The 21,101-nt window shown below is 65.5% G+C and carries 19 protein-coding genes and 1 riboswitch; of the genes, 11 read left to right on the forward strand and 8 right to left on the reverse strand.

The annotated features are described in order from the left end of the window. Window positions 1-5 precede the first annotated feature (5 nt). A riboswitch (TPP riboswitch) is annotated at window positions 6-115 on the forward strand. A 51-nt stretch (window positions 116-166) separates the two neighbouring features. From thiC to VIM12_RS16650, 6 genes are all read left to right on the forward strand, one after another. Beyond that, a complete protein-coding gene (gene thiC / locus VIM12_RS16625; protein ID WP_331942786.1) occupies window positions 167-2,080 on the forward strand; it encodes a phosphomethylpyrimidine synthase ThiC in 1,914 nt (637 codons plus the stop codon). 5 nt (window positions 2,081-2,085) lie between these two features. After that, window positions 2,086-2,286: a sulfur carrier protein ThiS gene (gene thiS, locus VIM12_RS16630; protein ID WP_331942787.1), complete on the forward strand. Its 201-nt coding sequence runs from the start codon at window positions 2,086-2,088 to the stop codon at window positions 2,284-2,286. A gap of 24 nt (window positions 2,287-2,310) precedes the next feature. Then, complete coding sequence (locus tag VIM12_RS16635; RefSeq protein WP_331942788.1) at window positions 2,311-3,108, forward strand: thiazole synthase; 798 nt, start codon at window positions 2,311-2,313, stop codon at window positions 3,106-3,108. Next, window positions 3,105-3,899 carry a hydroxymethylpyrimidine/phosphomethylpyrimidine kinase gene (locus tag VIM12_RS16640; protein WP_331942789.1) on the forward strand — a complete coding sequence of 265 codons (795 nt, stop codon included), beginning with the start codon at window positions 3,105-3,107 and terminating at the stop codon, window positions 3,897-3,899. Before VIM12_RS16635 ends, VIM12_RS16640 begins: the two co-directional genes overlap by 4 nt. Next, on the forward strand, window positions 3,896-4,504 hold the full coding sequence (gene thiE / locus VIM12_RS16645; RefSeq protein WP_331942790.1) for a thiamine phosphate synthase: 609 nt from the start codon (window positions 3,896-3,898) through the stop codon (window positions 4,502-4,504). The genes VIM12_RS16640 and thiE overlap by 4 nt, the downstream gene beginning before the upstream one ends. Window positions 4,505-4,610: 106 nt before the next feature. Beyond that, a complete protein-coding gene (locus VIM12_RS16650; RefSeq protein ID WP_331942791.1) occupies window positions 4,611-6,881 on the forward strand; it encodes a UvrD-helicase domain-containing protein in 2,271 nt (756 codons plus the stop codon). Between the two features lie 511 nt (window positions 6,882-7,392). Here VIM12_RS16650 and VIM12_RS16655 read toward each other — a convergent pair. The 5 genes from VIM12_RS16655 to VIM12_RS16675 form a co-directional block, all read right to left on the reverse strand. Continuing rightward, complete coding sequence (locus VIM12_RS16655) at window positions 7,393-8,619, reverse strand: HD-GYP domain-containing protein (RefSeq protein ID WP_331942792.1); 1,227 nt, start codon at window positions 8,617-8,619, stop codon at window positions 7,393-7,395. Window positions 8,620-8,692: 73 nt separating this feature from the next. Next, entirely contained in the window at window positions 8,693-9,496 is an 804-nt protein-coding gene (locus tag VIM12_RS16660; RefSeq protein ID WP_331942793.1) for a BPSS1780 family membrane protein, read from the reverse strand. 2 nt (window positions 9,497-9,498) lie between these two features. Beyond that, a complete protein-coding gene (locus VIM12_RS16665; RefSeq protein WP_331942794.1) occupies window positions 9,499-10,455 on the reverse strand; it encodes a homoserine kinase in 957 nt (318 codons plus the stop codon). 42 nt (window positions 10,456-10,497) lie between these two features. Then, window positions 10,498-10,941 (reverse strand): DUF2782 domain-containing protein, encoded by a 444-nt coding sequence (locus VIM12_RS16670; protein ID WP_331942795.1) that lies wholly within the window; start codon window positions 10,939-10,941, stop codon window positions 10,498-10,500. Between the two features lie 132 nt (window positions 10,942-11,073). Continuing rightward, window positions 11,074-11,814: a TIGR00730 family Rossman fold protein gene (locus tag VIM12_RS16675; protein WP_331942796.1), complete on the reverse strand. Its 741-nt coding sequence runs from the start codon at window positions 11,812-11,814 to the stop codon at window positions 11,074-11,076. On the opposite strand from VIM12_RS16675, the gene polA reads away from it, so the two are divergent. The 3 genes from polA (at window position 11,815) to VIM12_RS16690 (ending at window position 16,467) form a co-directional block, all read left to right on the forward strand. Continuing rightward, the gene (gene polA, locus VIM12_RS16680) at window positions 11,815-14,568 is read left to right on the forward strand and encodes a DNA polymerase I (protein WP_331942797.1); all 2,754 of its coding nucleotides are present in this window, start codon (window positions 11,815-11,817) and stop codon (window positions 14,566-14,568) included. It abuts the gene before it with no gap. A 76-nt stretch (window positions 14,569-14,644) separates the two neighbouring features. Next, window positions 14,645-15,529 carry a dienelactone hydrolase family protein gene (locus VIM12_RS16685; RefSeq protein ID WP_331942798.1) on the forward strand — a complete coding sequence of 295 codons (885 nt, stop codon included), beginning with the start codon at window positions 14,645-14,647 and terminating at the stop codon, window positions 15,527-15,529. Window positions 15,530-15,783: 254 nt separating this feature from the next. Continuing rightward, window positions 15,784-16,467 carry a ZIP family metal transporter gene (locus VIM12_RS16690; protein WP_331943854.1) on the forward strand — a complete coding sequence of 228 codons (684 nt, stop codon included), beginning with the start codon at window positions 15,784-15,786 and terminating at the stop codon, window positions 16,465-16,467. On the opposite strand, the gene VIM12_RS16695 is transcribed toward VIM12_RS16690, so the two are convergent. The 3 genes from VIM12_RS16695 to VIM12_RS16705 form a co-directional block, all read right to left on the reverse strand. After that, entirely contained in the window at window positions 16,468-17,322 is an 855-nt protein-coding gene (locus tag VIM12_RS16695; protein ID WP_331942799.1) for a sulfurtransferase, read from the reverse strand. After that, window positions 17,323-18,255: a DMT family transporter gene (locus tag VIM12_RS16700; protein ID WP_331942800.1), complete on the reverse strand. Its 933-nt coding sequence runs from the start codon at window positions 18,253-18,255 to the stop codon at window positions 17,323-17,325. 182 nt (window positions 18,256-18,437) lie between these two features. After that, on the reverse strand, window positions 18,438-19,538 hold the full coding sequence (locus tag VIM12_RS16705) for an aromatic ring-hydroxylating dioxygenase subunit alpha (protein ID WP_331942801.1): 1,101 nt from the start codon (window positions 19,536-19,538) through the stop codon (window positions 18,438-18,440). A 411-nt stretch (window positions 19,539-19,949) separates the two neighbouring features. On the opposite strand from VIM12_RS16705, the gene VIM12_RS16710 reads away from it, so the two are divergent. Next, window positions 19,950-20,204 (forward strand): exodeoxyribonuclease VII small subunit, encoded by a 255-nt coding sequence (locus VIM12_RS16710; RefSeq protein ID WP_331942802.1) that lies wholly within the window; start codon window positions 19,950-19,952, stop codon window positions 20,202-20,204. Continuing rightward, window positions 20,201-21,100 carry a farnesyl diphosphate synthase gene (locus tag VIM12_RS16715; protein ID WP_331942803.1) on the forward strand — a complete coding sequence of 300 codons (900 nt, stop codon included), beginning with the start codon at window positions 20,201-20,203 and terminating at the stop codon, window positions 21,098-21,100. The genes VIM12_RS16710 and VIM12_RS16715 overlap by 4 nt, the downstream gene beginning before the upstream one ends. The last annotated feature ends 1 nt before the right edge of the window (window position 21,101 follow it).

The raw sequence follows: 21,101 nt of genomic DNA on the forward strand, positions 1-21,101 counted from the left end.
AGATGACGAAATGCTAGGGGTCCTGCGGCGCGTCCAATACGCGCGCGGCGGGTGAGAAATACCCTCGGAACCTGATCTGGGTAATGCCAGCGAAGGGAAGCAACCGGAAGTATGCGCATCACCGTTCCGTCGCTCCTTCGCTTTCCTGTTTTAGCAAAGGAGCAACATGAACGCGAACCCCCAATTCCTCGCCGCGACGGCGACGGTCGATGAAGCGGCGATCCAGCCGCTGCCGAATTCCCGCAAGATCTACGTCGGAGGCTCGCGCCCGGACATCCGCGTGCCGATGCGCGAAATCAGCCAGGCCGACACGCCGGCATCCTTCGGCGCCGAGAAAAATCCCCCGGTCACCGTCTACGACACTTCCGGTCCTTATACCGACCCCGCCGCCCGCATCGATATCCGCTCCGGCTTGCCGGCCCTGCGCGCAGGCTGGATCGCCGAACGCAACGACACGCGCGAGCTGGCCGGGCCGAGTTCGCAGTACGGGATCGAGCGCCTGAACGATCCGAAGCTGGCCGAACTGCGCTTCAACCTGCACCGCAAGCCGCGCTGTGCGATACCCGGCCGCAACGTGACGCAGATGCACTATGCCCGCAGCGGCATCGTGACGCCGGAGATGGAGTACGTCGCCATCCGCGAGAACCTGCGCCGCAAGGAATACATCGAGAGCCTGAAGGCGTCCGGCCCGAATGGCCAGCGCCTGGCCGAACTGATGGGCCGCCAGCACCCCGGCCAGTCGTTCGGCGCGGCGATTCCCGCCGAGATCACGCCCGAATTCGTCCGTTCGGAAGTGGCGCGTGGCAGGGCGATCATCCCGGCCAACATCAACCATCCGGAGAGCGAGCCGATGATCATCGGCCGCAACTTCCTCGTGAAGATCAATGCCAACATCGGCAACTCGGCGGTGACCTCCTCGATCGGCGAGGAAGTCGAGAAGATGACCTGGGCGATCCGCTGGGGCGGCGATACCGTGATGGACCTGTCGACCGGCAAGCATATCCACGAGACCCGGGAATGGATCATCCGCAATTCCCCGGTGCCGATCGGAACGGTGCCGATCTACCAGGCGCTGGAGAAGGTGAACGGCAAGGCCGAGGAACTGACCTGGGAGATTTTCCGCGACACGCTGATCGAGCAGGCGGAGCAGGGGGTCGACTACTTCACCATCCACGCCGGCGTGCGGCTGCAATACGTGCCGCTGACGGCGAAGCGGATGACGGGCATCGTCTCGCGCGGCGGCTCCATCATGGCGAAGTGGTGCCTCGCGCATCACCGCGAGTCCTTCCTCTACGAGCATTTCGAGGACATCTGCGAGATCATGAAGGCCTACGACGTATCGTTCAGCCTCGGCGACGGCCTGCGTCCGGGCTCGATCTACGACGCCAACGACGAGGCGCAGCTCGGCGAGCTGAAGACGCTGGGCGAGCTGACCCAGATCGCGTGGAAGCATGACGTGCAGGTGATGATCGAAGGCCCCGGCCATGTGCCGATGCACCTGATCAAGGAGAACATGGACCTGCAGCTGGAGCAGTGCCACGAAGCGCCGTTCTACACGCTGGGGCCGCTGACCACCGACATCGCCCCGGGCTACGATCACATCACCTCCGGCATCGGCGCCGCAACCATCGGCTGGTATGGCACCGCGATGCTCTGCTATGTGACGCCGAAGGAGCACCTTGGCCTGCCGAACAAGGACGATGTGAAGGAAGGCATCATCACCTACAAGCTGGCGGCCCATGCCGCCGACCTGGCCAAGGGCCACCCCGGCGCGCAAATCCGCGACAACGCGCTGTCCAAGGCGCGCTTCGAGTTTCGCTGGGAGGACCAGTTCAACCTCGGGCTCGACCCGGACAAGGCGCGCGAATTCCACGACGAGACCCTGCCCAAGGATTCGGCCAAGGTCGCGCATTTCTGCTCGATGTGCGGTCCGCATTTCTGCTCCATGAAGATCACCCAGGACGTGCGCGACTATGCGGCCAGCCAGGGCATCTCCGACGAGCAGGCGCTGAAAAAAGGGATGGAAGTGAAGGCGGTCGAATTCGTCAAGGGCGGCGCCGAGCTCTATCGCAAGCAGTAAAGGCCATGGACATCGAACTCAACGGCGCCCCGCACCGGGTTGCCGACCGCCTCGACGTGCAAGGACTGCTGGCCTCGCTCGACCTGGTCGACAAGTCGCTGGCAGTCGCCATCAACCGCGAAATCGTGCCGCGCAGCGCATGGCAGGAGCGGCTGCTGCAGCCCGGCGACCGGGTCGACATCGTGCGCGCCATCGGCGGCGGCTGACCACATTTTTGGAGGATGAACGAGATGCAGAATCCGCAGAACCACGATGAAGGCCTGACCATCGCCGGACGGACCTACCGCTCGCGCCTGCTGGTGGGCAGCGGGAAGTACCGCGACCTGGAGGAAACCCGCGCCGCGACCGAGGCCAGCGGCGCCGAGATCATCACGGTGGCCATCCGGCGCGTGAACATCGGCCAGGACCCGAATGCGCCCAGCCTGCTGGACGTGGTGCCACCGTCGAAATACACGATCCTGCCGAATACGGCAGGCTGCTACAACGCGAAGGACGCGGTCTACACCCTGCAGCTGGCGCGAGAACTGCTGGACGGGCACAAGCTGGTCAAGCTCGAAGTGCTGGGCGACGAGAAGACCCTGTTCCCCAACATGCCGGAGACGCTGAAGGCGGCCGAGACCCTGGTCAAGGATGGATTCGACGTGCTGGTCTATTGCAGCGACGACCCGATCCAGGCGCGCATGCTGGAGGACATCGGCTGTGTCGCGGTGATGCCGCTGGCGTCGCTGATCGGTTCCGGCATGGGCATCCTCAATCCCTGGAACCTGTCGCTGATCATTGCGCAGGCCAGGGTGCCGGTGCTGGTCGACGCCGGCGTGGGCACCGCGTCGGACGCGGCGATCGCCATGGAGCTCGGCTGCGACGGCGTGCTGATGAACACCGCCATCGCCGGCGCGCGCGAGCCGGCGCGCATGGCGCGGGCAATGAAACTGGCGGTGGAGGCCGGTCGTGAGGCCTACCTCGCCGGGCGCATCGCGAAGAAGTTTGCGGCCTCGCCCTCGTCGCCGATGGAAGGGCGGCCGGTGTGAACGCAGGTCGTCCCGCGGTACTGGTTTTTGCCGGCGCCGACCCGAGCGGCGGCGCGGGCATCCAGGCCGACGTGCAGGCGATCGCCGCGCTCGGCGCGCATCCGTTGTCGGTCATCACCGTGCTGACGGTGCAGGACAATGACCGGGTATATGGCATCCATCCGGTGGACGCCGACCTGGTGCGCCGGCAGGCGCAGGCCCTGATCGACAAGATCGACATTGCCGCCGTCAAGATCGGCATCGTCGGCACCCGTCCCAACGCGGAGGCGATTGCGGACCTGCTGCAGGTGCTGCGGCAGCGCCGGCCGGCGCTGCCGGTGGTGCTCGACCCGGTGCTGGCCAGCGGCCATGGCGACGCGCTGGCGGCCGACAGCCCTGCGCAGCTGGTGTCGACGCTGCTGCCGTTTGCCACGATCGTGACGCCCAACCTGCCGGAGGCCGCGGCACTGTGCGGCGAGCTCGCGCCTGAACGCCAGGCGGCCGCCCTGCTCGGACAATGCGCGCATGTGCTGATCAAGGGCGGCCACGCGGACGGCGACGACGTCGTCAACCGCTGGTTCAGCGCGCACGCCGGCCGGACTTGGCGTTGGCCGCGCCTGCCCGGCAGCTTCCATGGCAGCGGCTGCACCCTGGCATCGGCGCTGGCAGCACGGCTGGCGGCAGGAGCACCGATGGAAGCCGCACTGGACCAGGCCCAAGCCTATTGCCACCGGGCCCTGGCGTCGGCTTATGCGGTCGCCGACGGACAACGCATGCCCCATCGCAACATCACTCTGGGAGATTCCGCATGAAAGGCCTTTATCTCGTCACGCCCGACTGGGACGACACCGAACGGCTGCTGGACGTCACGGACGCGGCACTGCGCGGCGGCGCCACGCTCCTGCAGTACCGGCACAAGACTGCGGCGCCGTCACTGCGCAGGACGCAGGCGGAGCGTCTCCAGGCGCTGTGCCGGCGCCATGGCTGCCCGTTCATCATCAACGACTTCGTCGAACTGTGCCGGGACGTGGATGCGGACGGCATCCACGTGGGCGGCACCGACCTCGCGGTCACCGAGGTGCGTCGGGTGCTCGGGCCGGACAAGATCGTCGGGGCGTCCTGCTACGGCAGCCTGCAGCTGGCGCGCGAGGCGCACGCGGCGGGCGCGAGTTACGTCGCCTTCGGCGGCTTCTATCCGTCGCGGGTGAAGAAGTACGAGGTGTCGACGCCGCCGGCGATCGTGGCCGAAGCGAAGCGCGAGATTCCACTACCGGCGGTGGTGATCGGCGGCATGACGCGGGAGAACGCGCAGCCGCTGGTGGCCCAGGGCGCCGACATGGTGGCGGCGATCAGCAGCGTGTACTTCGCGGTCGACCCCGAGGCGGCCGCGCGGGAGTTTGCGATGCTGTTCGCCTAGTCGCTGCGGAAGGACTGCGCGCGCACGGCGGCCGGGCGGTCGCGTTGCAATACCGCAAGCGCCGATGATGGCGGTGCGGACATGCCCTCGCGGCTATAATCTGGCGATGCAGAACCTTCTTCTCAACCTCAATCCCGAGCAGCTCGCCGCCGTCACGCTTCCCGCACAGAATGCGCTTATCCTTGCGGGGGCGGGCTCCGGCAAGACCCGCGTCCTGACCACCCGGATTGCGTGGCTGATCCAGTCGCAGCAGGTATCGCCGGCCGGCATACTCGCGGTCACGTTTACCAACAAGGCCGCCAAGGAAATGCTGTCGCGGCTGTCGGCGATGTTGCCGATCAATACGCGCGGCATGTGGATCGGCACTTTCCACGGACTGTGCAACCGGCTGCTGCGCGCGCACCACCGCGACGCCGGCCTGCCGCAGACCTTCCAGATCCTCGACAGCGCCGACCAGCTGTCGGCGATCAAGCGCCTGTTGAAGACCCTGAACGTCGACGACGAGAAATACCCGCCGCGCAACCTGATGTACTTCATCAACAACGCCAAGGACCAGGGGTTGCGCGCGCACGAGGTGGAGGCCTACGACGATTTCAATCGTCGCTTCGTCGAGCTGTACCAGGCGTATGACGACCAGTGCCAGCGCGAGGGGGTGGTGGATTTCGCGGAACTGCTGCTGCGCTGCTATGAGCTGTTGATGCGCAACCAGCCGCTGCGCGAGCACTACCAGCGGCGCTTCCGCCACATCCTGGTCGACGAGTTCCAGGACACCAACAACCTGCAGTACAACTGGCTCAAGCTGCTGGCCGGCGAGCACAACGCGGTGTTCGCGGTGGGCGACGACGACCAGAGCATTTATGCGTTTCGCGGCGCCAATGTCGGCAACATGAGCGCGTTCGAGCATGAATTCCGGGTGCAGAACCTGATCAAGCTGGAGCAGAACTACCGTTCGCATGGCCACATTCTCGATACCGCGAACACGCTGATCGCCAACAACAGCAAGCGCCTCGGCAAGAACCTGCGCACCGATGCCGGTCATGGCGAACCGGTGCGCATCTACGAAGCGAGCTCCGACATCCAGGAAGCACAGTGGATCATCGAGGAGGCAAAGAGCCTGATCAATGAAGGCGCCTCGCGCAGCGAAATCGCCATCCTCTATCGGTCGAATGCCCAGTCGCGGGTGATCGAACACGCGTTGTTCACAGCCGGCATCCCCTACCGGGTCTACGGCGGGCAGCGGTTCTTCGAGCGCGCCGAGATCAAGCATGCGATCGCCTACCTGCAGCTGATGGACAATCCGCACAACGATTCCGCCTTCCTGCGCGTAGTGAACTTTCCGGCGCGCGGCATCGGCGCACGCTCGCTCGAGCAGCTGCAGGACGCCGCACGCCAGCAGGGCGTTTCGCTCTATGCCGCGGTGCCCTACGTCGCCGGCAAGGCAGGCACCTCGCTGGGCGGCTTCGTGAAGCTGGTCGAGGGCATGCGCTTCGAGTCGCAGAACCTGCCCCTGCAGGAGATGGTGAAGGTGATGCTCGACATGAGCGGCCTGCTCACGCACTACCAGACCGAGAAGGAAGGCGCCGACCGCATCGAGAACCTGGAGCAGCTGGTCAGCGCGGCGATGCTGTTCGTGTCCGAAGAGGGCTACGGCATCGACGCGCCCGCCTTCCTCGGGCCGAAGACGCAGGCGTCGGCGGGCGTGCCCCTGCCCAACGGCGACGAGGTGCTGGACGCCGACGCACCGCTGCCGGCGGTAATGTCGCCCCTGTCCGCCTTCCTGTCGCATGCGTCTCTGGAAGCCGGCGACAACCAGGCGCAGGCAGGCCAGGACGCGATGCAACTGATGACCGTGCATTCGGCCAAGGGACTCGAGTTCGACGCGGTATTCATCACCGGTCTCGAGGAAGGCCTGTTCCCGCATGAGAACAGCGCGCAGGAGGAGGGCGGCATCGAGGAGGAGCGACGCCTGATGTATGTCGCCATCACGCGCGCCCGCAAGCGCCTCTACCTGAGTTTCTCGCAGACCCGGATGCTGCACGGCCAGACCCGCTACAACCTGAAGTCGCGCTTCTTCGATGAATTGCCCGACGCCGCGCTCAAGTGGCTGTCGCCGAAGGTGCAGCAACACTGGTTCGGCCAGCGCAAGTCGGCGTGGGACGATGCGCCGGAAAGCGGCGTGAACACGATCGCGCAAGGCTTTGTCCGCAAGGACGTGGGCTGGCGGATCGGGGAGACGGTCTCGCACCAGAAGTTCGGCGAGGGGGTGATCGTGAATATCGAGGGAAGCGGGACGAATTCGCGGGCGCATATCAATTTCGGCAGGCATGGGATGAAGCTGCTGGATTTGAATATTGCGAAGTTGGAGAGGGTGGGGTGAGGCGCGCTGTTTCGCTGCTCCAACTGCCTCGGCGGTCAGGAGTCACCCTCCCTGCTTGAGCTGCCAGACCTCACATTTCTGGCCGCGTCCGCCAAGACTTCAACGCTAACTTCAACTGCAATAGATTCGCCGGCGACCGCGCATGACTGAACAAGTGGCGCGGACCGGTTGTTCAGTTGCCGTACTTTTCTTTGGTGGTGCTGTGCCGCAGGCGCTCTGCGATTCGTAGCGGGGGCCAGTCCCGGCCAGTCCCACGGCGTGACAGCCGCGCAGGGGCATCGAAGAGAACGCGCCAGCCTCCCCAAATGCCTGGTCTCGCGCAGTGGCAATAGCATGCTCGGGACGACAGCGGACCTTAGCCAAGCCACGCTTCGTCCCCTTTCCGTCAAGGGAAGGGCAAGCCAAGGATGTTGGAGGGTGCGCAGTGGATGAGGAAGCGAATCATGGCCGAGCTGCAGGCGAGTTTGTTGCGACGCCCCGCCCCGCCCCGCCGGTCCAGCCAGCAACGCTCCTATGCCCCAATCCCAAAAAAACGCATCGGCTCAACCCGCCACTTCTCGGCCGACTCATGGCTGAGAATACGGTCCCCGCCGCCCATGCCCAGCGGCTTGGACAGATCAAGATCGAGCGGCTTGATATACGTATTCGACTTGGTGCTGAAGAACACCCGGACCTTCGGTGCGAGCAAATTGGTCTCGTGCGGTTCGATCACGACGCCGAGCCGCCCGGACTCCAGCAGCACCAGCGTACCCACCGGGTAGATGCCGACGCAGCGCATGAAAGCCTGCACCTGCGCCGGATCGAAATGGAACTTGCTCCATTCGTAGATCTTGCGCAGCGCTTCGGCGGCGGGCATGCCCTTGTGATAGCAGCGGTCGGCGGTGATGGCGTCGTAGACGTCGACGATGGCGGCCATCTGCGCAAAGGCGGTGATGCGCTGGCCAGGCAGCTTGTCGGGGTAGCCGCTGCCGTCCATCCGCTCGTGATGATGCAGCGCGATGTCCAGCGGGATGTCGCCGACACCCGGCGTGCGTAGCAGGATCTCGTAGCCATCGCGCGGGTGCTTGCGGATGATGTCGAACTCGGCGTCGGTAAGGCGGCCCGGCTTGTTCAGTATCGCGTCGGGAACCAGCGCCTTGCCCGTGTCGTGCAGCAGGCCGCCGAGGCCTGCCTGCCGCGTCTCCTCGGCACCGAGGCCGGCCGAACGGCAGAAGGCGACCAGCAGCGTGCAGACGCTGACGGAATGCAGGAAGGTGTAGTCGTCCTTGTTCTTGATGCGCAGGAGGCCGGTCAGCGCGCCGGGATTGCGCAGGATGGACTCGGTGATGGACTCGACGACCGGCTCGACTTCGTCGAGCTCGACCGCCTTGCCGAGGCGGGCATCCGCCATGACGTTGCGCACCAGCTGGTGCGCCTGGTGCTTTACCTGGGCGGCGCGGGCGAGCTCTTCGGCGAGCGAGACCCGGATCGTCGCGGCGGGCTGGCGGGCGGCCATGTCGTGCAGCTCGCGTTCCAGAGTCGAGCGTACCTGCTCCGCGCTCGGCGCATCGGCCACGTCCAGGCCCTTCCCGGTATCGATGTAGAGTTCGTGGATGCCGGACTCATGCACCTTGCGGAGCTGCTCCTCGGAGGTGATCGCGAGCTGGTTGCGCATGAATGGATGCTCCATCCAGTCGCAGTTGAAGTCGTGCACATACATGCCGACCTTAAGCTGCCGCACGCCGATTTTCTTGATCATCGCACCCCCGCCATCCGCCCATGCCGCGGCCGCGGCTATCGAGGTCGGAAGGAATGGGGGCTAGTATAAGCGATCATTGCCCAAAAGCATCAAAACCGCCGGGCTCCGGCGTACCGTCGGCATAGGGCTTGCCGAAGACGTGGGTATAGGTCGGGTAGAACGAGCAGTACATCACGACCGTCAGCACCAGTGACAAGGGCAGCAGCACCACCATGACCACCAGCGAGCGCGAGAACAGCATGGCGACAAGACTGGTGACGATGGCGGGAAGGATGACGCCGATCAGGATCCAGGCCAGGCCGTAGACGATGAAGGCGCCGCCGGCGCGCTTCACCGCGAAGAAGCTGTAGAACACGGCCTTGCCGACCCCCATCTTGTGCCAGACGATCAGCGGCGCCGCGTGCCAGAAGGCCATCGCCGCGGGCGCGTAGGCGAGCGCGGCAAACATCATCGCGGTCGACATGTTGGAGTTGCGGACGGTCTCCTCGTCCACGCCGCGGCCGCCGCTCATTACCTGCCAGAATTCGCCGCCGTCGACCAGGGAAGAAGCGGCCACGGCCAGTACCGCGGCCAGGATGTAGAGGGTGCCGAGCAGCAGCAGCCTGCGGAAGGCCGGCGTGCGAAAACCCGTGAGCAGCAGCGTTGGATAGACTTTCCTGCCTTGTTCGATGTTGGCGCAGGCCTGCATGAAGGCCATCGAGAATACCGGCACCAGCAGGATCGGCAGGACCTGGCCGAGCAGCGGCAGGATGCCGAGCGCCAGCATCAGGAACATGTAGGCCAGGAACAGCGTGGACATTTCTGCCGGCTGCTTGCGGAATAGCGCAAAGCCCTGCTTTACCCAGAGCCAGCCGGAGCGTGCGGCGGTTTTTTCCATTGTCAGAACAGGTCCGGCACCGGGTTGTCGATACGCTGGCGCAGGATACGCTCGAAGTGCGTCGGATCGTGCGGCGTCAGCATCTCGGCTTCGCGCGGCAGGTGGAGGTCGTACAACCGCGACAGCCAGAAGCGCAGCGCGCCTGCCTGCAGCATCGGGCGCCAGGCATCGGCTTCCGCCGCCGTGAACGGCCGCACCGCGTGATAGGCGTCGAGCAGCGCGCGTGCCCGCGGCTGGTCGATGGCGCCGGTGGCAAGGTCGATGCACCAGTCGTTGACCGTCACCGCAACGTCGAAGATCCAGGTATCGCAACCGGCAAAATAGAAATCGAAGAATCCCGTCAGGCGTTCGCCGTCGAACATGACGTTGTTGCGGAACAGATCGGCGTGGATCGGTCCGCGCGGCAGTTCACGGTAGGCGGCGCTGCCGGCGAATGCTTCCTGGTTGTGGATCTCTGCACGCAGCAGGTGCCGGTTGTCTTCCTGCAGGAAGGGCAGCACCGCCGGCGTGGTCGCCCGCCACCAGTCGAGACCGCGCAGGTTGGGTTGCCGGATGCCGAAATCCTGTCCTGCCAGGTGCATGCGGGCCAGCATGGCGCCGACCGCCGCGCAGTGGACCGGGCGCGGCGCAAGCTGCGAAATTCCCTCGAGCTTGGTGACGATGGCGGCCGGCTTGCCATGCAGCGCGTGCAGGATTTCGCCGTCGCGGTTGGGGACCGGCGCCGGCACCAGCACATCGCGGTCGGCCAGATGGCGCATCAGGTGCAGGTAGAACGGCAGCTGTTCGAAGCCGAGCTGTTCGAAGATCGTCAGGACATACTCGCCGGTCCCGGTCGTCAGGAAGAAGTTGCTGTTCTCGATGCCGGACGAGATGCCCTTCACGGCGAGCGCCTCGCCGAGGTCGAACTGTGCGATCCAGTCTGTCAGGTCGTCCAGGCTGACCGGAGTGAATACTGCCATGTGCGGAAATCCGGGTGATTTGAGTGGGGCTTGGTTCTGGGCTTACTTCGCTTCCTGCGCTGCCGGCGGGGCGGGCGTCGCCTCCTGCGCCGCCCGTTCCGCCTGGGCTTCCTGCGGATCGCGGTGCGGGATCAGGTCGAAGGTCTTGACCTCCCACTGCGCGGCGCGCGCCGTATTGCTTTGCGCCTCGCCCGGCAGCGCGCTGCCGGCCTGGTCGTTCGGCTTGAGGTAGTAGGTGCTGCCGCCGGTCGTCACCTTGACTTCGGTGACCTTGCCGCCCGGTCCGCGTTTTTCCTCGATGCGCTTCTGCTGCTCCGGCTGGCGGATGGTCACCGCCGGCTCTTCGCCCTCTTCGAGCTTTTCCATCTGGGGCGGCGGCGGGGCGTCGGCGCCGGGCTGCTTCTGCGCCAGCGCCGGAGTGGAAATTGCATAAGCGGCAATGCAGGCCGCAGCCAGTGCCGGAAGCGATAGGGAGCGCATGTTCATGTTCTTTTCTTGTGTGTAGGAAGGCGGCCGGGGTGCGCAGGCTGTCGCAGGCCCCGCAGGCATCTGCAGGGCGCGGGTCGGCCGCACCATCACGCGCATTTTAGCAAACCGCACCTCGCGCAAGCTGCGCCGCTACAAATACGCGCCGCTTTGTCTGCCGGTGTCGGAACCGAGCAACTCGCTGTTGGCCTCGTAGAAAGCGAAAATCGCGTCGACGACGTTGGCCGGTTCGTCGATCAGCTGCACCAGGTCCATGTCCTCCGGCGCGATCATCCCGTCGCCGACCAGGCGTTCCCGCATCCAGCCCAGCAGGCCGCGCCAGAACGCGGTGCCGACCAGGATGATCGGAATGCGTCGGGTCTTGCGTGTATGGATCAGCGTCAGGGCCTCGAAGAACTCATCCAGCGTGCCGAAGCCGCCCGGCATCACCACGTACGCGTCCGCGTATTTGACGAAGGCAACCTTGCGGGCGAAGAAGTGGCGAAAGCTGACGGAGATGTTCTGCCACGTATTGCTGGCCTGTTCGTGGGGCAGTTCGATGTTGAGGCCGACCGACGCCGACCGGCCTTCGAACGCACCCTTGTTGGCGGCTTCCATGATCCCGGGTCCGCCGCCGGAGACGACGGCGAGCCCTTCGTCGGACAGGCGGCGCGCAATATCGAGGCAGGTCTGGTAGTAGGGATTGTCCGGCTTGATGCGGGCCGAACCGAAGATCGATACCGCCGGCTTCAGCTCCGACAGGCGTTCGGTCGACTCGATAAACTCTGCCATAATCGTGAGCATATGCCATGACTCGCGCGCCTTCTTCGCGGTCGCGCGTTCCAGGTCAGCCAACTGCCGCAGGCGCGGCACGTTTTTTCCTTTAGACACCATATGAATAGAACCCTGTTGTTAGTGGACGGCTCCAGCTACCTGTACCGGGCATTCCATGCGATGCCGGACCTGCGGAACGCGGAAGGGGCGCCGACCGGGGCGATCTACGGCATGATCAACATGCTGCGCAGGCTGCGTAATGACTATCCGGCAGCATACCTCGCATGCGTATTCGACGCAAAAGGCAAGACCTTCCGCGACGACCTTTACCCGGAGTACAAGGCGAACCGGCCTCCCATGCCGGAAGACCTTGCGCGCCAGGTCGAGCCGATCCACGAGGCGGTGCGGGCAATGGGCTGGCCGATCCTGATGGTCGAGGGCATCGAGGCCGACGACGTGATCGGCACGCTGACGCGGCAGGCCGTCGAGCACGGCATGCAGGCCGTGGTGTCGACCGGCGACAAGGACATGGCGCAGCTCGTCAACGACGACGTCATGCTGATCAACACGATGAGCAACGAGAAGCTCGACCGCGCCGGCGTCATCGAGAAGTTCGGCGTGCCGCCGGAACGCATCATCGACTACCTGACGCTGATCGGCGATACGGTCGACAACGTCCCCGGTGTGGCCAAGGTCGGTCCGAAGACCGCGGTCAAGTGGCTGACGCAGTACGGCTCCCTCGACAACATCATCGAGAAGGCGGGCGAGATCGGCGGCGCCGTCGGCGAGAACCTGCGCAAGGCGCTCGACTGGCTGCCCATGGGCCGGCGACTGATCACCATCCGCCAGGACTGCGACCTGGTCCAGCACATGGTGTCGATTCCCGAGTCGCTGGTTGCCAGGCCAATGGACAAGGACGCCATGGTCGACTTCTTCCGCCGCTACGGTTTCAAGACCTGGCTGCGGGAGCTGGCGGGCGACGCGACCGCGGCACCGGCGGCCGGCACCGAGGCGCAGGGCGGCCTGTTCGACGCAGCCGCCGCATCATCGGCGCCGGCCGCACCGGCGGTCACCGAGTACGAGACGGTGCTCAACGACGAGCAGCTGGACCGCTGGCTCGGCATGATCAGCGAAGCCGAGCTGACCGCCGTCGATACCGAGACCACCTCGCTCGATCCGATGCGCGCGCAGCTGGTCGGCATCTCGCTCTGCTGCACGCCGGGTCGCGCCGCCTACATCCCGGTGGCACATCGCTACCCGGACGCGCCGAAGCAGCTCGCGCGCGACCATGTGCTGGAAAGGCTGCGGCCCTGGCTGGAGGATGCGGCCAAGCCCAAGCTCGGCCAGAACCTGAAGTACGACAGCCATGTATTCGCCAACCACGGCATCCAGCTGCGCGGCATCGTGCATGACACGCTGCTGCAGTCCTACGTGTTCGAGTCGCATCGCCCCCATGACATGGACAACCTGGCGCTGCGCCACCTGAATCGAAAGACCGTGACCTACGAGGAAGTGTGCGGCAAGGGGGCGTCGCAGATCTGCTTCGACGAGGTGGCGATCGACCGCGCCACCGCCTACGCGGCGGAGGATGCCGACGTCACGCTGCAACTGCACCAGGCGATGTGGCCGCGGGTGGCCGGCAACCCCGGCCTCACGCATGTGTATGCCAACATCGAGCTGCCGACCTCGGTGGTGCTGCAGAAGATCGAACGCAACGGCGTGCTGGTCGATGCCGAGCTGCTGGCGACGCAATCGCACGAGCTCGGGACGCGCATGCTGGAAATCGAGAAGCAGGCCTACGAGCTGGCCGGCCAGCCGTTCAACCTGAACTCGCCAAAGCAGATCTGCGAGATCTTCTTCGATCGCCTGCAGCTGCCGGTGGTGAAGAAGACGCCGTCGGGCACACCGTCCACCGACGAGGAAGTGCTGCAGAAGCTGGCGGAGGACTATCCTCTGCCGAAGCTGCTGCTCGACTACCGCAGCCTGTCGAAGCTGAAGTCGACCTATACCGACAAGCTGCCCAGGATGGTCAATCCGAACACCGGGCGCGTGCACACCAACTACGCGCAGGCGGTGGCAGTGACCGGCCGCCTCGCCTCCAACGATCCCAACCTGCAGAACATCCCGGTACGCACCGCGGAGGGACGGCGCATCCGCGAGGCGTTCATCGCGCAGCCCGGCAGCGTGATCGTGTCGGCCGACTATTCGCAGATCGAGTTGCGGATCATGGCCCACATCTCGGGCGACGAGAACCTGCTGCGCGCGTTCGCCGAGGGCGAGGACGTGCACCGCGCAACCGCCGCCGAAATCTTCGGTGTCGCGCCCGCCGAGGTGAGCAGCGAGCAGCGGCGCTACGCCAAGGTGATCAACTTCGGCCTGATCTACGGCATGAGCGCGTTCGGCCTGGCGAGCAACCTTGGCATCGAGCGCTCCGCCGCGCAGATGTACATCGACAAGTACTTCCAGCGCTACCCGGGGGTCGCGCAGTACATGGCCGACACCCGCACCCGGGCCAAGGCGCACGGCTACGTCGAAACCGTCTTCGGTCGCCGGCTCTGGCTCGCCGAGATCAACTCGCCGAACGGACCCCGCCGCCAGGCGGCCGAGCGGGCGGCGATCAACGCGCCGATGCAGGGCACCGCAGCCGACCTGATCAAGCTGTCGATGATCGCGGTGCAGGATTGGCTGGAGCGGGAGCGGATGGCGACGCGGATGGTGATGCAGGTGCACGATGAACTGGTGTTCGAGGTGCCCGAGGCGGAACTGCCGGCCCTGCGCGAAACGCTGCCGGCGCTCATGCGCAGCGCGGGGCAGCTGAAGGTGCCGCTGATCGCCGAGGTTGGCGTCGGGCGCAACTGGGAGGAGGCGCACTGACATCGCGCGTAGGCAAAGTCTGCTATTTTATGGCGCTGCTGTAGAGGGTCCCTTGAGCCACTTTCCGGAGAAACGCATGCAGATCGTAAAAGAAGATTTCGACAGCCTGGTAGGCCAGTCCACACTGGGCGGCAACACCGACCGCCGCGGCTTCATCAAGACCGCCCTCGGCACCGGCTTTGCCGCCGCCGTGCTGCCGGTCGCCGCACAGAACGTGATCAAGACGGATACCAGTGGCCTCGCCACCGGCGAGACCACGATCACGGTCAACGGCCAGAAAGTCCCGCTCTACCACGCCAAGCCGGAAGGCAAGAAGGACCTGCCGGTGGTGCTGGTCATCTCCGAGATCTTCGGCGTCCATGAACACATCGCCGATGTCGCCCGCCGCTTCGCCAAGCTCGGCTACCTGGCGCTGGCGCCGGACCTGTTCGTGCGCCAGGGCGATGCGACCAAGTACACCAGCATCCCCGACCTGATGAAGGAGATCATCTCCAAGGTGCCCGACGCCCAGGTGATGGCCGACCTCGATGCCGCGGTCGCATGGGCAAAGGACAACGGCGGCAATACCGACAAGCTCGGGATCACCGGCTTCTGCTGGGGCGGCCGCATCACCTGGCTGTACGCGGCCCACAATCCCAAGGTCAAGGCGGGTGTGGCCTGGTACGGCCGCCTGGTGGGCGACAAGACCGAACTGACGCCAAAACATCCGGTCGATATCGCCGCCAGCCTCAAGGCACCGGTACTCGGCCTGTACGGCGGCAAGGACGCCGGCATCCCGCTGGAAACCGTGGAGCGGATGAAGGCCGAGCTGGCGAAAGGCAGCAGCAAGTCGACGTTCCATGTGTTCCCGAATTCCGGTCATGCGTTCCACGCCGATTACCGGCCCAGCTATGTCGCCGCCGATGCCGAGGAAGGCTGGAAGCGCTGCGTCGCCTGGTTCAAGCAGCATGTGGAGGCCTGAGGCGCCGGCAGATCCTGCGTGAACCGACCCCGTCCCGATCCCGGCCTGCGCCGGGATTTTTTGTGCCCGGGACGGGCCGCATGGCAGACGGGTTTGCTGAAAACGCGAGTCTGTGCTTTAATTTGCAACTTTGTTGCATTTGTCTGGAGTTCAAAATCGACACCGCGCTGCTATCCATCCTATTTGCGACCGCCATCGCCGGCGCCTTGAGCATTTCGGCCGCCGCCATCCTGTCGTTCTCGCTGCTGTCGCGGATGGTGGAGCGGATGGTCAGCCTTTCGGTCGGCATCCTGCTCGCCACGTCGCTGCTGCACGCGCTGCCGGAAGCCTTCGAGTCGGACGCGGATGCGCATACGCTGTTCGCCGTCCTGCTGGCCGGCCTGCTCGGGTTTTTCCTGCTCGAGAAGTTTGCGATCCTGCGCCACTCGCACCACTATGAAGGCGACGGTCACGGGCATGAGCACGGGCATGACAAGCACGAGGCCGGGCGGGCGGGATGGATGATTCTGGTGGGCGACGGCCTCCACAATTTCACGGACGGCATCCTCATCGCCGCGGCCTTTCTCGCCGATCCGCATCTCGGACTGATCACCGCGCTCGCCATCATCGCGCATGAAATTCCGCAGGAGATCGGCGACTTCATCATCCTGCTGAATGCCGGATTCAGCCGCGCCCGCGCCTATGTGTACAACCTGGCCTGCAGCCTGATGGGCGTGGTCGGCGGCCTGGTGGGGTACTTCACGCTGGACCAGGCGACGCAGTGGATTCCCTACGTGCTGGTGTTCGCGTCATCCGGTTTCATCTATATCGCCGTCAGCGACCTGATGCCGCAGATGCAGCGCCGCGCGACGCTGCGCGACACCATCCCGCAGATCATCTTCATTACCGTCGGCGTCGGCCTGGTGCTGTTCCTCACCGGGATGACGCACGGCCACTGATCAGGCGCCGCGCGCCACCGGCCGGCGGCTGTCGGCGCACCATTCGCTCCATGAACCGGGATACAGCGCCGCGCCGCGCAGGCCGGCGACCTCCATCGCCAGCAGGTTGTGGCAGGCCGTGACGCCGGAGCCGCATTGGGCGATCGCCTTTGCCGGGTCGTCCACCAGCGCCGAAAATTCCCTCCTCAGCTGGCCGGCTTCCTTGAAGCGGCCGTCGGCCTGAAGGTTGTCCTTGAAGAACCGGTTCTTCGCGCCGGGAATATGGCCGCCAACCGGGTCCAGGGTCTCGTTCTCGCCGCGGAAGCGGTCCGGCGCCCGGGCATCGAGCACGACGCGCGACGGCTGTCCGATATTGGCCAGCACCTGGCCGGCGTCCACGGTGGCGACCAGCGGCGCCTGCAGTGCGATGTCGCCGGGCGCGGGCGCCACGGGATCCAGCGACAGCGGCAGGCCGAGCGCCTGCCAGGCCGGCAGTCCCCCGTCCAGCACCGCCGCCTGTGCATGCCCGACCCACCGCAGCATCCACCAGAGGCGGGCGGCGAACATGCCGCCCTGCGCATCATAGGCGACCACCTGCGCGTCGTGCCGCACGCCCCAGCGGCGCAGCGTGTCGATGAAATCCTCGCGACCGGGCAGCGGATGGCGGCCGCGGAAGCTGCCGTCGGCGGCAGGGCGCTTGTCCGAGAGTGCCGTGTCGAGGTGGGCGAAGCGCGCGCCCGCGATATGGCCGGCGGCGTACGCGCGCGATCCGGCATCCGGGTCGGCGAGATCATGCCGGCAGTCGATCACGACCCAGTGCGGGTCCTCCAGGTGGGCGGCGAGCTCAGTGGCGGAAATCAGGGTGGTGTACGGCATTCATACCTCGGTGGCGATCGGGTCGTTGGCCTTGGCGACGGTCGGCCTGGCGGCCGGCACGGCGGGCGTGCGGGTATTGTAATAGGTGGCGACGCTGCCGCTGGCGAGGATGATGGCGATGCCCAGCCAGCTCATCCAGCCGAGCACGTCGCCCCACAGCAGGATGCCCCACATGCTCGCGAATATGATGCCGCTGTACTGCAGATTGGCGGTCACCAGCGTCTTGCCGAGGCGGTACGCCCGCGTCATGGCGATCTGCGCGACGGTGGCGGTGAGGCCGATCGCCAGCAGCAGGCCCGCGCCGCGCAGGTCATGCGGCAACCAGCCGCCGGCGCCCGCGGTGCCGTCGACCAGCGAGCCGGCGAAACCGGCGACGACGCCGATCAGTGAGAAATAGAAGACCACCCGGTACTCGGGTTCGCCAAGCTGCCCCAGCTTGCGCACCTGCAGGTAGGCAAAGGCCGACAGGACGCCGGAGCCCAGCCCGACCAATCCCGCAAACCACTGTTCGGCATCGAACGAGGGGCGCAGCAACAGCGTGACACCGGCAAAGCTGCACAGGATGGCGATTGCCAGGCCCCACTCGAAGCTGCGCCGCCCCTTGCGCAGGCCGGCCGCAAGCAGGATGCCGGCCATCCAGATCGGCGCCATGTAGTTGAGCGTCATGCCGGTCGCGATCGGCAGCCGGCCGATCGCGTAGAACCACATCCAGAGCGCCGTGACGCCGACCGCGCCGCGCCACAAGTGGTCCCTGGCATGCACGGTGCGAAAGCTGCCGCCGCGCACCAGGATCAGGCCGGCAAGAAACAGCACGCCGACCAGGTTGCGGTACATGACGATCTGCGAGATCGAATAGCTGTCGGAGGCAAGCTTGACGCCGACCCCCATGATGGAAAACAGGAAAGCGGCAAACAGCATCCAGAGTGATTGCATACGACGGGGATTGGAAGAAACCGGGCAGGAAGCTGGAGATGATACCCGGGTTGCGGGAAGGCGGCAGGCGGGGCGCTTCGGTGCAAAAAAAACGGGCAGCCTGGCTGCCCGTCCGCGTCGCTACGCATGCGGTCGCCGAGGCCGGCCCGCCGGCCGCGGGCATCCGGCGTCGGCCGCCGCGTTCAGAGCGCAATCCGCTTGCGGTACCACTCGTGGAAATGCTGCATCCCGTCTTCCATGGGGGATTGGTACGGGCCCGCCTCGCTGACCCCGCGCTCGAACAGGATGCGGCGGCCCATGTCCATGCGGGCGCCGATCTCGTCATCCTCGACGCAGGTCTCCATGTAGGCATCGCGTTCCGCTTCGACGAACTCCCGCTCGAACAGCACGATCTCTTCCGGGTAGTAGAACTCGACCACGTTCGTGGTCTTGCCGGTACCGTTCGGCCACACCGTGGATACCGCCAGCACGTGCGGGTACCACTCGACCATGATGTTCGGATAGAGCGTCAGCCAGATCGCGCCGTACGGCGGCGGCACGCCGTTGCGGAACTTGAGGACCTGTTCCTGCCACTTGCGGTACTTCGGCGAACCGAACTTCGACAGCGCGCTGTTGACGCCCACCGTCTGCACGCTGTAGTTGTCGCCGAACTCCCAGCGCAGGTCGTCGCAGGTGACGAAGTTGCCGAGTCCCGGATGGAACGGTTCAACGTGGTAGTCCTCGAGGTAGACCTCGATGAAGGTCTTCCAGTTGTAGTCGCACTCGTGCACCTCGACGTGGTCCAGCATGTAGCCGCTGAAATCCAGGTCCTTCGTCACGCTCAGGTTCGCCATCATGCCGGCGACGTCCACACCGTTCTGCTCGAACAGCAGACCGTTCCAGCCCTGCAGCGGGGTCCTGGCCAGGTTCATGCAAGGCGTGTCGCCGAAATGCGGCGCGCCGATCAGCTCGCCCTTGAGGTCGTAGGTCCAGCGATGCAGCGGACAGACGATGTTGCGGGTGTTGCCGCGGCCGTCCAGCATCTTGGCCTGGCGGTGCCGGCACACGTTGGACATCAGTTCGATGCCCTGCGTCCCGCGCACCAGCATCCGTCCTTCCTTTTCCCACGGCAGCGTCGCATAGTCGCCGGCGTTGGGCACCATCAGCTCGTGGCCCACGTAGCGCGGGCCCTGGCGGAACAGTTGTGTGATTTCCTTTTGCAGCAGCGCGTCGTCGAAGTAGACGCCTACGGGAAGTTGCGCGTTGGAACGCGCCATTTTGGCAAGTTGCGCCAGATCGGACATCCCCACCCCCAAATTAATTTGCACCAACCTAAGAGAGAAAGAATCCGCAAAAACCAGTATTCAACGAATGAAACGGAAATTTTGGACAGAACCGGGGATTATAACCCAGGCATTGCTTCAGAGTCCGTGGGGAGGGCCGTCGCGCGGCAGCGGGATAAAAGCCTTGGCAGGCATGTCAGACCTTTCGGGAAGGGGGGCGGCTGCGGCGAGGCATGCCGGTTCCGAAAATATACCGGAAAGGGCAAAGGGCGGCTCCTGGAGGCGACAGGGAATTGTCACTTTCTCAAGCCGCATTGACCGGAATCACATCGGCGGTCATTTTGCGGGGCCCCGGCGACCTCCCTGGTTTCTGGCACTCAACCGAGGATACGGATTGCTCTAAAATAGCGCGCTAAACTTCATCACCCCACTATGTCAAAGAAAATTACGGCTGCAGAACAGCCCGCCTCCTTCGAGGACGCGATGGCCGAACTCGAAAAGCTGGTCGCCCAGATGGAGGCGGGTGAGCTGCCGCTGGAAGCCTCGGTCGCGGCCTACAGGCGCGGCTCGGAACTGGTCAGGTTCTGCACGGCACAGCTCGACAAGGTAGAAAGCCAGGTCAAGGTGCTGGAAGGCGAGATGCTGAAGCCTTTCAATGCGGAGCCGCCGGCGGAGGGAGGGGAATGACGGCGGGGCAGCCATTCGCCGAGTGGATGAAGGCAGTCCAGTCCGGCATCGAGCATGCGCTCGACGGATTCCTTCCGCCCGTTTCCGAGGCGCCTGCGCGCCTGCACGCGGCGATGCGTTATGCGGTGCTCGACGGCGGCAAGCGGGTCCGTCCGCTGCTGGTCTACGGTGCCGGGGAGCTGTTCGGCGCCGATTCTGCCGTGCTGGCGCGCGCGGCGGCGGCCGTCGAGATGATCCACGCGTACTCGCTGGTGCATGACGACATGCCGTGCATGGATGACGACGCACTGCGCCGCGGCAAGCCCACGGTGCACGTGGAATTCGACGAGGCGACCGCGCTGCTGGTCGGCGACGCGCTGCAGTCCCAGGCGTTCCAGGTGCTGTCGGAAGGGGAAACCCTGGCCGATCCGGAACGCCAGCTGGCGATGCTGCGCCTGCTGGCACGGGCGGCCGGCGCCGGCGGCATGTGCGGCGGCCAGGCGATCGACCTCGCCAGCGTCGGCTTGACGCTGGCGCTTGGCGAACTGGAACGCATGCACCAGCTGAAGACCGGCGCGCTGCTGCGCGCCTCGGTGCTGCTCGGCGCACTGGCCGGCAAGCGGCTCGAAGCAGCCGAGGTGGCGGCGCTGGAAGCCTACGCGGAAGCAGTGGGCCTGGCCTTCCAGGTGGTCGACGACGTGCTCGATGCGACCGCCGACTCGGCCACGCTGGGCAAGACCGCCGGCAAGGACGCGGCGGACAACAAGCCGACCTATGTCTCGATACTCGGCCTGGCCGAGTCGAAGGCGCTGGCGGAGAAACTGCGGGACGATGCGCATCGCGCGGTCGTGCCGTTCGGAGAGAAGGCACGCCGGTTGCGCGAGATCGCGGACCTGGTCGTGCAACGGAAAGCCTGAC

This window comes from Noviherbaspirillum sp. (genome assembly GCF_036563305.1).
Taxonomy (GTDB): domain Bacteria; phylum Pseudomonadota; class Gammaproteobacteria; order Burkholderiales; family Burkholderiaceae_D; genus Noviherbaspirillum.

What these genes read in the sequence shown, in the direction of transcription:
- thiE (WP_331942790.1), top strand. Translation starts at nt 3,896, where the DNA reads ATGAAAGGCCTTTATCTCGTCACGCCCGACTGGGACGACACCGAACGG.
- VIM12_RS16700 (WP_331942800.1), bottom strand. Translation starts at nt 18,255, where the DNA reads ATGCAATCACTCTGGATGCTGTTTGCCGCTTTCCTGTTTTCCATCATG.
- VIM12_RS16660 (WP_331942793.1), bottom strand. Translation starts at nt 9,496, where the DNA reads ATGGAAAAAACCGCCGCACGCTCCGGCTGGCTCTGGGTAAAGCAGGGC.
- VIM12_RS16695 (WP_331942799.1), bottom strand. Translation starts at nt 17,322, where the DNA reads ATGCCGTACACCACCCTGATTTCCGCCACTGAGCTCGCCGCCCACCTG.
- VIM12_RS16675 (WP_331942796.1), bottom strand. Translation starts at nt 11,814, where the DNA reads ATGGTGTCTAAAGGAAAAAACGTGCCGCGCCTGCGGCAGTTGGCTGAC.
- VIM12_RS16715 (WP_331942803.1), top strand. Translation starts at nt 20,201, where the DNA reads ATGACGGCGGGGCAGCCATTCGCCGAGTGGATGAAGGCAGTCCAGTCC.
- VIM12_RS16635 (WP_331942788.1), top strand. Translation starts at nt 2,311, where the DNA reads ATGCAGAATCCGCAGAACCACGATGAAGGCCTGACCATCGCCGGACGG.
- VIM12_RS16650 (WP_331942791.1), top strand. Translation starts at nt 4,611, where the DNA reads ATGCAGAACCTTCTTCTCAACCTCAATCCCGAGCAGCTCGCCGCCGTC.
- VIM12_RS16710 (WP_331942802.1), top strand. Translation starts at nt 19,950, where the DNA reads ATGTCAAAGAAAATTACGGCTGCAGAACAGCCCGCCTCCTTCGAGGAC.
- thiC (WP_331942786.1), top strand. Translation starts at nt 167, where the DNA reads ATGAACGCGAACCCCCAATTCCTCGCCGCGACGGCGACGGTCGATGAA.
- VIM12_RS16665 (WP_331942794.1), bottom strand. Translation starts at nt 10,455, where the DNA reads ATGGCAGTATTCACTCCGGTCAGCCTGGACGACCTGACAGACTGGATC.
- VIM12_RS16685 (WP_331942798.1), top strand. Translation starts at nt 14,645, where the DNA reads ATGCAGATCGTAAAAGAAGATTTCGACAGCCTGGTAGGCCAGTCCACA.
- VIM12_RS16705 (WP_331942801.1), bottom strand. Translation starts at nt 19,538, where the DNA reads ATGTCCGATCTGGCGCAACTTGCCAAAATGGCGCGTTCCAACGCGCAA.
- VIM12_RS16670 (WP_331942795.1), bottom strand. Translation starts at nt 10,941, where the DNA reads ATGAACATGCGCTCCCTATCGCTTCCGGCACTGGCTGCGGCCTGCATT.
- thiS (WP_331942787.1), top strand. Translation starts at nt 2,086, where the DNA reads ATGGACATCGAACTCAACGGCGCCCCGCACCGGGTTGCCGACCGCCTC.
- VIM12_RS16690 (WP_331943854.1), top strand. Translation starts at nt 15,784, where the DNA reads ATGGTGGAGCGGATGGTCAGCCTTTCGGTCGGCATCCTGCTCGCCACG.
- polA (WP_331942797.1), top strand. Translation starts at nt 11,815, where the DNA reads ATGAATAGAACCCTGTTGTTAGTGGACGGCTCCAGCTACCTGTACCGG.
- VIM12_RS16655 (WP_331942792.1), bottom strand. Translation starts at nt 8,619, where the DNA reads ATGATCAAGAAAATCGGCGTGCGGCAGCTTAAGGTCGGCATGTATGTG.